Source organism: Lonsdalea britannica, assembly GCF_002111595.1.
In the GTDB taxonomy this organism is placed as follows: Bacteria; Pseudomonadota; Gammaproteobacteria; order Enterobacterales; family Enterobacteriaceae; genus Lonsdalea; species Lonsdalea britannica.
Map to the genome: position 1 here is coordinate 229,965 of NZ_LUTN01000005.1, position 14,460 is coordinate 244,424.

The 14,460-nt window shown below is 56.9% G+C and carries 9 protein-coding genes and 5 pseudogenes; 9 read left to right on the forward strand and 5 right to left on the reverse strand.

What is annotated here, in order from left to right; genetic code table 11:
• Positions 1-48: 48 nt before the first annotated feature.
• The 3 genes and pseudogenes from asnC to ravA form a co-directional block, all read right to left on the reverse strand.
• Complete coding sequence (gene asnC / locus AU509_RS06550; protein ID WP_094117950.1) at positions 49-510, reverse strand: transcriptional regulator AsnC; 462 nt, start codon at positions 508-510, stop codon at positions 49-51.
• A 98-nt stretch (positions 511-608) separates the two neighbouring features.
• A complete protein-coding gene (gene viaA / locus AU509_RS06555) occupies positions 609-2,081 on the reverse strand; it encodes an ATPase RavA stimulator ViaA (RefSeq protein WP_094117951.1) in 1,473 nt (490 codons plus the stop codon).
• Between the two features lie 7 nt (positions 2,082-2,088).
• Positions 2,089-3,584, reverse strand: a pseudogene (gene ravA / locus AU509_RS06560) (ATPase RavA).
• Between the two features lie 233 nt (positions 3,585-3,817).
• Between ravA and AU509_RS06565 the strand changes: the two are divergent.
• Positions 3,818-5,145 (forward strand): annotated as a pseudogene (locus AU509_RS06565) (KUP/HAK/KT family potassium transporter); the annotation flags it as partial.
• Between the two features lie 51 nt (positions 5,146-5,196).
• On the forward strand, positions 5,197-5,685 hold the full coding sequence (locus AU509_RS19035; RefSeq protein ID WP_409359749.1) for a KUP/HAK/KT family potassium transporter: 489 nt from the start codon (positions 5,197-5,199) through the stop codon (positions 5,683-5,685).
• Here AU509_RS19035 and qseC read toward each other — a convergent pair.
• Positions 5,682-7,051: pseudogene (gene qseC / locus AU509_RS06570) on the reverse strand (quorum sensing histidine kinase QseC). The gene AU509_RS19035 and the pseudogene qseC sit on opposite strands and share 4 nt — an antisense overlap.
• Positions 7,048-7,710: a quorum sensing response regulator transcription factor QseB gene (gene qseB / locus AU509_RS06575; RefSeq protein ID WP_094117952.1), complete on the reverse strand. Its 663-nt coding sequence runs from the start codon at positions 7,708-7,710 to the stop codon at positions 7,048-7,050. The pseudogene qseC and the gene qseB overlap by 4 nt, the downstream one beginning before the upstream one ends.
• 216 nt (positions 7,711-7,926) lie before the next feature.
• Between qseB and AU509_RS06580 the strand changes: the two genes are divergently transcribed.
• From AU509_RS06580 to rbsR, 7 genes and pseudogenes are all read left to right on the forward strand, one after another.
• Positions 7,927-8,328, forward strand: a complete 402-nt coding sequence (locus AU509_RS06580) for a YgiW/YdeI family stress tolerance OB fold protein (RefSeq protein WP_085650599.1) — start codon at positions 7,927-7,929, stop codon at positions 8,326-8,328.
• A 212-nt stretch (positions 8,329-8,540) separates the two neighbouring features.
• On the forward strand, positions 8,541-8,960 hold the full coding sequence (gene rbsD / locus AU509_RS06585; protein WP_094117953.1) for a D-ribose pyranase: 420 nt from the start codon (positions 8,541-8,543) through the stop codon (positions 8,958-8,960).
• A gap of 7 nt (positions 8,961-8,967) precedes the next feature.
• Positions 8,968-10,475, forward strand: a pseudogene (gene rbsA, locus AU509_RS06590) (ribose ABC transporter ATP-binding protein RbsA).
• 7 nt (positions 10,476-10,482) lie between these two features.
• On the forward strand, positions 10,483-11,451 hold the full coding sequence (gene rbsC / locus AU509_RS06595; RefSeq protein ID WP_094117954.1) for a ribose ABC transporter permease: 969 nt from the start codon (positions 10,483-10,485) through the stop codon (positions 11,449-11,451).
• Between the two features lie 26 nt (positions 11,452-11,477).
• The gene (rbsB, locus tag AU509_RS06600) at positions 11,478-12,368 is read left to right on the forward strand and encodes a ribose ABC transporter substrate-binding protein RbsB (protein WP_085650595.1); all 891 of its coding nucleotides are present in this window, start codon (positions 11,478-11,480) and stop codon (positions 12,366-12,368) included.
• 55 nt (positions 12,369-12,423) lie between these two features.
• Positions 12,424-13,350: a ribokinase gene (rbsK, locus tag AU509_RS06605; protein WP_094117955.1), complete on the forward strand. Its 927-nt coding sequence runs from the start codon at positions 12,424-12,426 to the stop codon at positions 13,348-13,350.
• Positions 13,351-13,353: 3 nt separating this feature from the next.
• Positions 13,354-14,366, forward strand: a pseudogene (rbsR, locus tag AU509_RS06610) (ribose operon transcriptional repressor RbsR).
• Positions 14,367-14,460 lie beyond the last annotated feature (94 nt).

Consider the following 14,460-nt stretch of genomic DNA (forward strand, 5'->3'; position numbering starts at 1 on the left):
ATTTTGGTGGGATCTACCTGTGGATAATAGGGGGATAGGAAAAAAGGCTTAGGGCGCGATCGTCCGCATGATGGGGTTTTGCAGGGAGATCAGGGTCTCTGTGGACTGGATTTCATCAATTGTCTGGATCTTGTTGATAAGTACATCCTGCAGGGCGTCGATAGAGCGGCACATCACCTTGATGAACACGCTGTAGTGCCCGGTGGTGTAATACGCTTCCACCACTTCTTCCAGGTTATTCATCTTTTCGAGCGCGGAGGGGTAATCTTTGGCGCTCTTCAGAATAATGCCGATAAAGCAGCATACATCGTAGCCCAGTTGCTTGGGATTCACGTCCAGACGCGTGCCGACGATAATGCCCGCCTGTTTCATTTTTTCTACCCGGACATGGATGGTGCCGGGGCTGACCGCGAACTGCTTGGCGAGCTCCGCATAGGGCGTACGCGCATTTTCCATCAGCGCGCCGAGGATACTGCGGTCGAGTTCGTCCATTGAATAGGTGTCGGCCATAACACGTCTCTATTGTTGTCTGTTTCTGCGTTTTACTGCGAATGGCGGGCTTAAGCAACGTCTATCACGGCGATGCCGGAAAAAAGCCGAACGAACGTTCAGCTTTTCGGGTGATGCAGGCGTCGTTGCAAACGGCTTTTCAGACCGGTGTTGAAGCGCCAGATATGGTCAAAAATCATTAAGATGCCCGGTTTCCCGTGATCGGACATCGCCACCGCATGAAAACGATGATGATACTGACGCTGACGCCGCCGAACTTCCGCGATCAGCGGATCGGGAAGGCGCTGGGCGATAAAGTCCGAGATCATGACGGCGTCCGCGTCCTGCCATTGCTGACTGGCCATGATATCCAACAGGGCGGCGACGCAGTCCGCCATATCCGTGCCGCCGCGAAATGACTGATTAAGGAAACGAATCGCTTCATCCAGACCGGTGGCGGAGGTCAACTCGTAGCTGACGACGCCCGTTGAGAACAGCATGATGTAGCAGCGGCGATTGTCTTCCAGCGCGATACGCATCAACGCCAGACAGAACGCCTTGGCGCAGCGTTCATTGAAGCCGCCCATCGATCCTGAGGTATCCACACAGACGATGAATGGCCCGCGCGGTTGCTGCTCCTGATTTTGATGAACGACCGGCCACTCCTGAATTTTTTCGCGCCAGCCTTCGCCTTGCAGGCGGTATGTCAGCAGGCGATGTTCCGCCAACCGGCGATAGAATTCGTACTCCAGTTCGTCAACGCCCAGCGTCGACAGCTCCGTCGGGATCAGCCGTAAAATGTCGTCGCTCTGGTGGATGCCGCTGACCTGTTCCGGCGTCAGGGACGGCTCGCGAATCATCACCTTGAACGCTTCAAGCGGCGTTGTCTGGCTAAGTACCGTTTTGGTTTCATTACTGCGGCCCAGGCGTTCGGCCAATTGCTGGAGTTCAGGCTGTTGCTGCAAGAAGGCGCTGGTGGCGAGCAGGGGTTGCAGATCCGGCGTCAGACGCTTTCCGGCGCTAAGATCCCAGAGCCGACCCGCCGCGGTATCGTTTTCCGCCAATACCGGAATCAGTGATTCGGTGACGGTGAGACGCTGTTGCAGCTCCTCGATCAACGTATCTCGTTCCTGATCGACGATCCGATGATGCAGTTCCAGCGTCTGCTGCGTCAGGCTGGCGCGCCAGCGCTGGATAAACAGCGCGTGTAATCCCGCGCTCATCTCGCGGTCAGAGGCATCCGGAGAGTGGCGTAATTTGTCCGCCTGAGCCAGAAACGGAGAATTGACCTCTTTTAGCAGCGCCATCAACTCCGGCATACGCGATGGCAGCGTCAGACGGCTGGTGGCCAGCGCCTGTTGGTAGCCTTCCACTTCTTTTTCGAGTTCTTCCGGCGCCGCCGTCGTATGGAGCCGCTGTTGCAACAGCGTTTTCCACTTGGGGAGATCGTTCATGACGGCGGACTTCAGTCGCGGATGCTTTTCGAAGAACATTGCCAGCTGCGGCGTAGACAGCAGCGTGACGAGCATATCGTCCAGGAGATGGTTCTCATCGATAGAAAGCAGGAGCTCCAGCGATTCCAGCGTCAGCATTGGGGGGTTACTCCTGTCGAGACTGTTCTATCTGTTCATCGACCTGCCGCAGGCTTTCTTCAATCCTCGCGAACCACTCTTTCGGGATGAACAGACAAGGCTGATGCTGTGAGAAGCGACGTTGCTGTTCCTTGAGCTGCAGCTTTAAGGTGTCGTACTGCTGCACCAGAGACTCAGGCAGCTTGATGTTGCTTTTGTCCGGTAGCGAAAGCGTTGTGCTTTGCAGGCTGATGTCATGAACTATCAGGTGCTGAGCGTCATCGACTTTCATATCGATACGTTGTCCGAATCCGAGGCCGTTCAGCTTCGCGCGGATTTCTCCCCCGGCATTCAGCCAGTGCGACAACGCCTTGGTGTCGAAGACAGATGGGTAACCGTACGATCGTTCAGCACCAACGGGGTTTGCAGCACCAGCGTCAGTGGCTCGTCGGCGAGGGTGTCAGGCAGCGTGTAGTGCGGTTTACGGGCGAAGAAATTACCCTGTTTTTCCACCCGAAAGGCCTGAAGCTCACTCTGCTGCTGTTCGTACTGTTGCCGTTCCAGATTAAGCTGCTGTAGCCGGAAAAGCAGCGTCTGCTGCTGGTAGGCGTGCTCGGTCATTAGCTGATTCATTAGCTGCTCCACCAGATCGAACGAGGTGTTGTCATGCCACAGGCAATCTTTGAGCAGGATGATATCCACCGGCGTAATGTTGTCCCTTCCACTAAAGAAGGCGCAGGCTTGAAGCAGCCGAATCGCTTTTTTCCACCGGCGATCGGAGACATAAGGCGCATTTTCCTGCGAGTCCAGCAGCTGGCGCAGTTGGAAAATCAAATCGAAACAGGCGTCGGGCAACGTTATCTGGTTAATGAGCGACTGCCACTGCACATACTCTTCGCCGCTGACGCTCAGGGCTTCGCTAACCGGATTATCGCGTTCCCCGCCGCTGGTGGTCAGCATGGCCCGGAAATTCTGTTTATCCTGCACGCGGCCAAGCCACAGGCGGATCAACATACGGTCGTACAGGGCTTCCAGACTGCTATCGGCTTCCGGCAGTTCGTTGGAGGCGGTGACCAGCAGACGCATGGGAATCGGTTCTTCACTGTCGCCGTTGCGAAAGCGTCGTTCGTTGATGGCGGTCAGTAGGGTATTCAGTATCGCCGGGCCCGCTTTCCAGATTTCATCCAGAAAAACGATTTCCGCTTCCGGCAGATAGCCGGAGGTCAGACGCTGGTAGCGTCCTTCATCTTTTAGCGCCTGAATCGACAACGGTCCGAAGACCTCTTCCGGGGTGGAAAAACGCGTCATCAGATATTCGAAAGCCCGGGAGTCTCTGAACGCATATTTCAGACGGCGGGCAATCAGGCTTTTCGCGATCCCTGGCGGTCCAAGTAAAAAGACGCTTTCTCCGCTCAGCGCGGCCAGTAGGCATAAGCGTATGGCATGTTGTCTTTCGTACAGGCCGTGTTCGAGGGCTTGGCTCAGGCGGGCGATTCGGTCAGCCAGCGCGGTGGGTTGTATCATTATTTATCCATCATTGCCGTCAATCACTGTTTGAGATTAGCAGTCTGGCTGAAGAATTATTAGCTGATTATGGGCATTGTTAGCGGCGTTAATCAATAATTGTCCTGTGGATGAAACAGGATGGCGGGTTTTAAAAATGGGCTTTTAGCGTGATTTGTGCATACTGAGCGTTTTTGGGGCTACTCAACGCATGGGTGGTTCAGTGTGTTAATGGACTATAGAAGATAGGGTTTATGAATTCAGAACATAAACGTCCATTGCCAGCGATTACGCTGGCAGCTATAGGGGTGGTATACGGCGATATCGGTACCAGTCCTCTCTATACGCTTAGGGAATGTTTGTCGGGGCAGTTTGGTTTCGGCGTGGGATCGGATTCTGTATACGGTTTTCTGTCGCTGATTTTCTGGCTGTTGGTCTTAGTCGTTTCAATGAAATACCTGAGTTACGTCATGCGGGCCGACAACGCCGGAGAAGGGGGCATACTGACATTGATGTCTCTGGCCGGGCGCAACACCTCGGACCGGATCACGGCGATAGTCGTTATTATGGGGTTGATCGGCGGCAGCTTTTTTTACGGCGAAGTCGTCATAACACCGGCTATCTCAGTGATGTCGGCGATAGAGGGGTTGGATATCGTCGCGCCCTCGTTGGAATCTTATATCGTCCCCGTCTCCATCGCTGTGCTGACGCTCTTGTTCATGATCCAAAAGCACGGTACCGGGCGCGTTGGGAGTCTGTTTGCCCCGGTGATGCTAGTCTGGTTCCTGACGCTCGGCATTCTCGGCGCGCGCAGCGTGATCGACCATCCGCAGGTCTTGCAGGCGCTGAACCCGATGTGGGCCGTGAATTTCTTCATCAAATATAAGATGGTGTCCTTCTTCGCGTTGGGCGCGGTGGTGCTGGCTATCACCGGGGTCGAAGCCTTGTACGCCGATATGGGTCACTTCGGCAAATTGCTATCCGCATCGCCTGGTTCCTGGTGGTACTGCCGTCGTTGATACTCAACTACTTCGGTCAGGGCGCGCTGCTGCTGAAAGATCCCGAAGCGATTAAAAACCCCTTCTTCCTGCTGGCGCCTGACTGGGCGTTGATCCCGCTGCTGGTGCTGGCCGCTTTCGCGACAATCATCGCTTCACAGGCGGTGATCTCCGGCGTCTTCTCGCTCACTCGCCAGGCGGTGCGTCTCGGCTATTTGCCGCCGATGAAGATTGTGCATACCTCCGATATGGAGTCCGGGCAAATCTATATTCCGGTGATCAACTGGCTGCTGTATGTGGCGGTGGTGCTGGTGATCGTCAGCTTCGAACACTCGAGTCGACTGGCTGCGGCCTATGGGATCGCCGTGACGGGGACGATGGTGCTGACCAGTATTCTGGTGTGTATCGTCGCGGTTAAAAACTGGCACTGGTATCGCTACGTGGTCTATCTGGTGTTGGCGGTGCTGCTGATGATCGACGTTCCGATGTTTCTGGCCAACGCCGTGAAAATTTTCTCCGGCGGCTGGTTGCCTTTGGCGTTGGGCATGGTGATGTTCGTCATCATGACGACCTGGAAGAGCGAGCGTTTCCGCCTGATGAGGCGGCTGAATGAGCACGGCAACTCGCTGGAGGCGATGATCGCTTCACTGGAGAAAAACCCGCCGGTGCGGGTGCCGGGCACGGCGGTGTACTTCTCCCGGGCAACGCACGTCATCCCGTTCGCACTGCTGCATAACTTGAAACATAACAAGGTGTTGCACGAACGCGTGGTGCTGCTGACGATGCGGACCGAAGATGCGCCGTACGTACACAACGCTCGTCGTGTGACGGTCGAACAGCTTTCGCCTTCTTTCTGGCGGGTTATCGCCAGCTACGGATGGCGGGAAACGCCCAACGTGGAAGAAGTTTTCCACCGCTGCTGGCAGGACGGCTTGACCTGTCAGATGCTGGAAACCACCTTCTTCATGTCTAACGAATCGCTGATTATGGGCAAACGTCCGTGGTATATGCGCGGTCGCGGCAAGCTGTTCATGATGCTGAGCCGCAACGCATTGAGAGCCGCCGATCAGTTTGAAATTCCACCTAATCGGCTGATTGAACTAGGGATTCAGGTGGAAATTTAGTGACCTCGGGTTAGCGGCCAGGTCAGTTGGGCGGAGAACCCGCCGCCCGGCTGATTCGCGAACCGTGTCGTCATGCCATGCAGATGGGCGATGCGGTTCACTATCGACAGGCCCAGTCCGCTGCCCGATGCTTCCTGACCGGGCGGACGAAAGAAGCGTTCGCCCAACCGCAGCAATATCTCTTCGTGTACGCCCGGCCCTTCGTCGGCCACTTCCAACCCCTCTATCGTGAGCCTGACGCGCACGACGCCGCTTGCGCCGTTACGGCCATAACGAATGGCATTATCCAGCAGATTGCGCACCAGCAGTGTCAGCAGCAGCGTGTTGCCCGGCGTGACCACCGGCGTTTCTGGCGTATTGAGGTGGAGCGTCACGCCCTGACGTCGGGCTTCCTCTGTCTGATCGGCAACGGCCTGTTGAAGCAGCGGCTGCCAATGGACCGTTTCCGATGAGGCGGGATCGTTGTCGACGTCGAGACGAGAGAGGGTCAGCAGTTGATCGACCAGCCGGGTCGCACGATCTATGCCTGCGTCTAACTGGCCGAGCGCGCGTCGCCGCATCTCTTCATCGTCATGAGCCAGTTGGACGACCTCGGCCTGAACTTTCAGCGCGGCTAACGGGCTACGCAGTTCATGGGCGGCATCAGAGGTGAAACGTCGCTCCCGCGTCAGCATGGCGTTGATGCGGGCGAACAGGTCGTTCAGGGCGTCCACCAGCGGGCGCACTTCTTGCGGCAGTCTCGGCGCGGCGATGGGCGACTCGTCATCCGGGCGACGTTGTCCGAGCTGGCGCGCGATATGCGTCAGCGGCCGCAGCTCGTAGGTGACCAACAGGAACAGCAAGAGCAGCATGACGGGCAAGGCGGCCAGCCAGGGCGTGAGATTGGTTTTCACGATGGCGATCGCCATATCGTGGCGATATTCCACCTCCTGCCCGACGGCCACGATATAGCGTTTATCCGGCGTGGTCAGCCACACTAACCGCCAGAGATCGTCGTCATTGTGTAATTGGCCGGTGGTGAATCCATCGTGCTGATAGTCGGAGAACATAAACCGTTTGCCGTTGTCGTCATCACTCAGCACCCGCTGTCCGTCGGCCCGGAAAATGGCGAAGGCCAGCGCATCCTCATCCTGCTCGCCGCGCGCCCTTTTCATGATTTGCCGGGCGGCGGGCAGCTCCTGTGGTTGGAGATCCTGCGGCGTGAGGGTGGCCAGTCGTTTGGCGAATAGCAGTTGCTGGGTATCGAACAGTTCGTCGATGTTGTGCCGGGTCTGTTGCCAGGCCAGGATGGCGGCCGCGCCCAGCACAGCAGCGTCAGCAGCATGAATCCCAGCAGCAGACGGAGGCGCAGATTTAATCTTTTCACGGGGCATCTCCCAGCCGGTAACCTACGCCGTGGACGGTACGGATGACGTGGCTGCCCAGCTTTTTGCGCAGATGATGAATGTGGACTTCCACGGCGTTGCTGGACACGTCATCGTCCCAGCCGTACAGCTTTTCCTCCAACTGCGCGCGCGTCAGAATTCGACCGGCGTTCATCATGAACAGCTCCAGCAGCGCCAGTTCGCGCGACTTCAATTCGACGGGACGATCGTCGACGGTGACGGTGCGCGTGCCCGGCTCTAACGCCACGTTGTCGTAGACAAGCTTTGGCCGCAGCTCGCCATGACGGCGGCGAATCAGCGCCTGCAGCCGCGCAGCCACTTCCGTGAGGGCGAACGGTTTACACAGGTAGTCGTCTGCGCCGTCCTGCAATCCCTGGACCCGGTTTTCCAGCGCGTCGCGCGCGGTCAGAATCAGCACCGGGATTGACTCTCCGGCCTGCCGCCAGCGCCGCAGGATGACCAGACCATCCATTTCAGGCAGGCTCAGGTCCAGCACTACCGCGTCGTAAGGGGCGGCATGCAAGGCCTGCATCCCCTGTTCGCCTTGCAGGAACCAGTCGACGCTAAACCCCAGTTTGCTCAATCCAGCCTTGATGCCGTCGCCTATCAGCCGGTCATCTTCTATCAGCAGTATTCTCATTTTCTCCCGCCTTGCGTTGAGGGGATGTTATCGGGGGATGGTACTGAGAGAACAGCCCAAAGGCCCGGAAATGTGGCGCCGACCACCGTATTGATAAAGATAATGGATAATTGGCTATCCTTAAGATCCTGTTAAGAACATTTTGTTTTAGTGGCGCTGTAAGGCAAATAAAACGCAGTTTTACCCTACGGCAATCAACGGTATTAAGGAGTTTTTATGAAAAAAACAGCAGCACTATTCGCTATCACCGCCCTGTGTTCCGCCCCGGTTTTTGCCGCCCAGACCGGCGGATTTGTGGAGCCTAATACGTCCGCGTCCTCATCGCATCCCGCTGGCGGGTTTTCTGGTCCCGACGGCAGCGTGACGACGGTGGCGAAAGCCAAAGATCTGAAAGATGATAGTTGGGTGACGGTGCGCGGCCATATTGAGCGTCGCGTCGGCAGCGAGGATTACCTGTTCCGCGACGAGACCGGTACGATAACGGTCGAGATCGACGACAAATACTGGAACGGTCAGAGCGTGACGCCGACCGACAAGGTCGAGCTGCAAGGCGAGCTGGATAAAGGTTTCAATTCCGCAGAGCTGGATGTGAAACAGGTGAAGAAAATCCAGAACTAACGCCTCTCGAACGTTCCTCTTCTCCGGGCGGGTTTCCCCGCCCCAGTTTCTGTTCTTTCGATTTCTCCTTCCTTTAATACGTTCTCTCCCTGGTTTTTATTGCGCGAGCGAAACGTTTCGATGGCGATCACATTTCGGCTACATCTTGATTGTCTTCCCACCGCCGTTTGCTCATTATTCCGGCACGCGAAACGTTTCGCTCAGGGGGAATGATGAAAAAAGGTGTGCTGCTGAATACCGCGATCTCCGAGGTGATAGCCCGTCTGGGGCATACCGACAGCATTGCGATCGCGGATGCCGGACTGCCGGTGGCGGAGACGACCCTACGCATCGATCTGGCGCTCACTCACAACGTGCCCGAGTTTATGCAGGTGGTGGAGACGGCGACGGCGGAAATGCAGGTGGAAGCGGCTATTCTGGCCAACGAGATCGTCGAAAACAATCCCCGCATCCACGATGCGTTGTTGCAGCATTTGCTGCAGCTTGAACAACGTCAGGGAAACACGATTTCGCTGCATTACGTCACCCATGACGCCTTCAAACAGCAAAGCGCACAATGCCGGGCCGTGATCCGCAGTGGGGAGTGCTCCCCCTATGCGAACGTCATCCTGTGCGCGGGCGTCACTTTCTGAGGCCGCTATGCAACCTTTACTGCAACTGCACGGCATTACCAAATCCTTTCCGGGCGTCAAAGCGCTATCCGGCGCGGGGTTGAACGTCTATCCGGGCAAAGTCATGGCGCTGGTGGGCGAGAACGGCGCGGGTAAATCCACTCTGATGAAAGTGTTGACCGGGATCTATCGCAAAGACGCCGGGAGCCTGCATTTTCTCGGCGAAGACGTCGCCTTTAGCGGACCCAAGGCGTCGCAGGAAGCGGGGATCGGCATCATCCATCAGGAGCTGAATCTGATCCCGCAGCTGACCATCGCAGAAAATATCTTCCTGGGACGAGAATTTACGACGCCGCTCGGCCGCATCGACTGGAAACGCATGTATGCCGAAGCGGATCGCCTGCTGCAGCGGTTAAACCTGCGTTATGACAGCCGTCGACCGGTAGGAGAGCTGTCGATTGGCGATCAGCAAATGGTGGAAATCGCCAAGGTGCTCAGTTTTGAGTCGAAGGTCATCGTCATGGATGAGCCCACGGACGCGTTGACCGATACCGAAACCGCCTCTTTATTCAGCGTCATCGGCGAGTTGAAGGCGCAAGGCTGCGGGCTGGTCTACATCTCTCATCGCCTGAAAGAGATTTTTGAGGTGTGCGACGATGTCACGGTAATGCGCGACGGGCAGTTTATCGGCGAGCTTCCGATTGGCGATCTGCAGGAAGAGCGGCTGATCGAGATGATGGTGGGTCGCAAGCTCGAAGATCAATATCCTCGCCTCGCTCAGGCGCCGGGGGCAGTTCGGATGCGCGTCGATCGGGTCTCCGGGCCGGGCGTAGAGCCGGTCAGCTTTACCTTGCGCAAGGGTGAGATTCTCGGCGTTTCCGGTCTGATGGGCGCGGGTCGCACAGAGTTGATGAAAATCCTCTACGGCGCGTTGCCCCGTACAGGCGGCACGGTAACGCTGGATGGCCGGGATGTCGTGACGCGTTCACCGCAAGACGGTTTGGCGAACGGCATCGTTTATATCTCCGAGGACCGCAAGCGCGACGGGCTGGTGCTCGGCATGTCGGTAAAGGAAAACATGTCTCTGACGGCGCTACGTTATTTCAGCCATACCAACGGAACGCTGAAACACGGTGAGGAAGCGCAGGCCGTGAGCGACTTTATCCGCCTGTTTCATATTCGTACGCCCTCCATGGATCAGCCCATCGGGCTACTTTCCGGCGGCAATCAGCAAAAAGTGGCGATAGCGCGCGGCTGATGACGCGGCCGAAGGTGTTGATTCTTGATGAACCGACCCGCGGCGTGGATGTCGGCGCCAAAAAGGAAATCTACCAGTTGATTAACCAGTTCAAGCAGGAAGGGCTGAGCATCATTCTGGTGTCGTCGGAAATGCCCGAAGTTCTGGGGATGAGCGACCGCATCCTCGTGATGCACGAAGGGCGTCTGAGCGGCGAATTCTCCCGCGATGAAGCGACGCAGGAAGCGTTGATGGCGGCCGCCGTCGGAAAACCACACTACAGCATAGAGCAGGAGTAAGGCCGAAATGAGCACTCACACTATCCTCGCAAAGCGCCGCTTCGGCAAAGCGTGGCTGTTGGAACAAAAGTCGTTAATCGCGCTGCTAATCCTAATCGCGGTGGTGTCGGCGTTGAGCCCCAACTTCTTCACCCTGAACAATCTGTTCAACATTCTGCAGCAGACGTCGGTCAACGCCATTATGGCGGTGGGGATGACGCTGGTGATCCTCTCCTCGGGCATTGATTTATCCGTGGGATCGCTGCTGGCGCTGACCGGCGCGGTGGCGGCGTCGCTGGTGGGGATGGAGGTCAATGCGCTGGTGGCAGTGTTCGCCGCGCTGGGGTTGGGGGCGGCTATCGGCGCGGGCACCGGCTTCATTGTCGCCAAAGGTCGCGTACAGGCGTTTATTGCGACGTTAGTCATGATGTTGCTGTTACGCGGCGTCACCATGGTTTACACCAACGGCAGCCCGATCAATGCCGGCTTTTCCGCGTCGGCGGATGTGTTGGGCTGGTTCGGCATTGGGCGTCCGCTGGGCGTGCCGACGCCTATCTGGTTAATGGCGGGCGTCTTTCTGGCGGCGTGGTACGTGCTCCATCACACCCGCTTCGGACGCTACATCTATGCACTGGGCGGCAATGAGGCGGCGACTCGCCTCTCCGGCATCAGCGTGGATAAGGTCAAAATTGCGGTCTACGCGCTGTGCGGCCTGCTGTCGGCGCTGGCGGGTATTATTGAAGTCGCTCGTCTGTCGTCCGCTCAGCCTACGGCGGGGTCGGGTTATGAGCTGGATGCCATCGCCGCCGTCGTTCTGGGCGGTACCAGCCTGGCGGGCGGTAAAGGGCGTGTCATGGGTACGCTGATTGGCGCATTGATTCTTGGATTTTTGAACAATGGGCTGAATCTGCTGGGCGTATCGTCTTACTACCAAATGATCGTCAAAGCGGCCGTGATTCTGCTGGCGGTTCTGGTAGACAACAAAAGCAGTAAATAACCGTCATTGAAACAGGAATCTTAAAGATGAAAATCAAAACGCTTGTGACGTTAATTTCCGCCGTTGCCTTAAGCGCAACGCTCTCCGCTCAGGTTGCGGCCAAAGAGACCATCGCACTGGTGGTGTCGACGCTGAACAATCCCTTCTTTGTTTCATTGAAGGATGGCGTCCAGAAAGAGGCGGACAAACAAGGCTATAACCTGGTTGTGCTGGATTCGCAGAATAACCCGGCGAAAGAGTTATCAAACGTGCAGGACCTGACCGTTCGCGGCGCCCGGCTGCTGCTGATTAACCCCACCGACTCCGATGCGGTGGGAAATGCCATCAAAATGGCCAATCAGGCCAACATCCCGGTGATTACATTGGATCGCGTTGCCAGCAGCGGTAAGGTCGTCAGCCATGTGGCGTCGGACAACGCCGCTGGCGGAGCCGCAGCAGCAGACTTTATCTCCGGTAAGCTGGGCGAAGGCGCGAAAGTCATCCAGTTGGAAGGACTGGCGGGAACATCGGCGGCCCGCGAACGCGGTCGCGGTTTCATGACATCGGCAAAGCAGCACCATTTCGACATTCTGGCCAGTCAGCCGGCGGATTTTGATCGCACCAAAGGGTTGAACGTCATGCAAAATCTGCTGACGGCGCATCCTGCGGTGAAAGCGGTGTTCGCGCAAAACGACGAAATGGCGCTGGGCGCGTTGCGCGCTTTGCAGACGGCGGGCAGAGATGATGTGCTGGTGGTGGGATTTGATGGCACGACGGACGGGATAAAAGCCGTTAACGGCGGCAAGCTGGCTGCAACGGTGGCTCAGCGCCCGGATCAGATTGGTATCATCGGCGTTCAGACGGCGGATAAAGTCCTGAAAGGCGAACAGGTACCTGCGGTGATCCCCGTCGATTTGAAGTTAATGACCAAACCATAACGTATTGACGGATGCGCCGCGGTTCAACGCGGCGTGTTCATTGGGAGAGCGTGCGATGAAAGCCGGAAGACTGGTGGTGCTGGGCAGCATCAATGCGGATCATATTCTCAATCTGGCGCAGTTCCCTTCGCCCGGTGAAACGGTGATCGGTAAGCATTATAACGTGGCCTTTGGCGGCAAAGGGGCTAATCAGGCCGTTGCGGCCGGGCGCGGTGGGGCGGATATCGCTTTTATCGCCTGCGTAGGGGCCGACGATATCGGTCAGCGTATTCGTCAGCAGCTGGCGGAAGACCATGTCGATATCTCCGCCGTGGAGGCGGTCCCCGGTCAGACGACCGGTGTGGCGCTGATTTGGGTCAACGATGACGCTGAAAATATGATCGCCATTCACGCTGGGGCGAATGCGGCCTTGAGTCCTGGCGTAATGGCGCGGTTTCAGCAGCAGATAGCAGAGGCGTCCGCGCTGTTGATGCAACTGGAATCCCCGTTAGAAACCGTGATAGCCGCCGCTCAGTTAGCGCGGCGACACGGCACCCGTGTCATCCTCAACCCCGCGCCTGCGCGTCCTCTGCCAGATGAATTGCTCGCGCTGGTGGATATGATGACGCCTAACGAAACCGAGGCGCAGCATCTGACCGGTATTCGAGTGGAAACCGACGCTGATGCTCAGCGCGCGGCGCAGGCGCTGCATGATAAAGGTGTGGGGTGTGTGATTATTACTTTGGGGCGTCGCGGCGCGTGGGTGAGTGAACAGGGGCATGGGCAGCTGATCCCGGGGTTTCACGTGGAGGCTGTTGATACCATCGCCGCGGGCGATACTTTCAACGGCGCTTTGCTGACAGCATTGCTCGAAGAGATGCCGATGCGGGAGGCCGTTCGTTTCGCTCATGCGGCGGCGGCAATCGCGGTAACGCGACGCGGTGGTCAGCCGTCAGTACCGTGGCGTCATGAAATAGAGGCATTTTTGCAGGAACAGGAGTGATTTTTGGCAACGATGAAAGATGTCGCCCGAGTGGCGGGCGTATCCACGTCGACGGTATCCCACGTTATCAATGGCGACCGTTTTGTCAGCGAAGCCGTGCGCGAGAAAGTCTTGCAGGCGGTTAAGCAGTTGAACTACGCACCGTCCGCGTTGGCTCGGAGTCTGAAAATCAATCAAACCCGCACGATCGGTATGCTGCTGACGGCGAGCAGCAACCCCTTTTATGCGGAGGTTGTGCGCGGCGTGGAGCGCAGCTGCTATGAACGTGGCTACAGTCTGATTCTGTGTAATACGGAAGGCGACCCTGAACGCATGAGTCGCAGTCTGGAGACGTTGTTGCAAAAGCGTGTGGATGGTCTGCTATTAATGTGTTCGGAAAGCAGCGCGCTTTCTCCTGACATCATGCGCCGCTACCCTTCTTTACCTACCGTTATGATGGACTGGGCGCCTTCGAAGGTTGCGGCGGGGTGATTAAAGACAATTCTCTGCAGGGCGGTGAGATCGCAACGCGATACCTGATAACGCAAGGCTATCGTCGTATCGCCTGCATTACCGGGCCGCTGGATAAAACCACGGCGCATAATCGTCTGGAGGGTTACCGTAAAGCGATGGACGATGCGGGACTGCCCCGTCCTTCTTTCTATGAAGTCTCCGGCGATTTCGAATTTGCTTCTGGTTATCAAGCAATGCAGCAGTTACTGAGGCTAGAATTGCCGCCTGAAGCGGTCTTTGCCTGTAACGATGCGATGGCGGTGGGCGTTTACCGCGCGTTGCATCAGGCCGGATTGTCTATTCCTGAAGATGTGGCGGTGATGGGGTACGACGATATAGAGCTGGCGCGCTATCTCTCTCCGCCTTTAACGACCATTCAGCAACCGAAGGATGAATTGGGCGAGCTGGCTATCGACACCCTGCTGTATCGAATGACGGATCCTGACTCTCCGCCGAATGTTTTGACGTTGACGCCGGAGCTGGCTGTCCGGGAATCGGTAGGGAAATACCGCAATCGTTTCTGACGGTGTGTGAATTCTAGACGATACAGTGGTAAATCGCGGGTTTTACATACGCTTTGGGCAAAAAGAATCCACTCGATAATATTTTTCATATTAA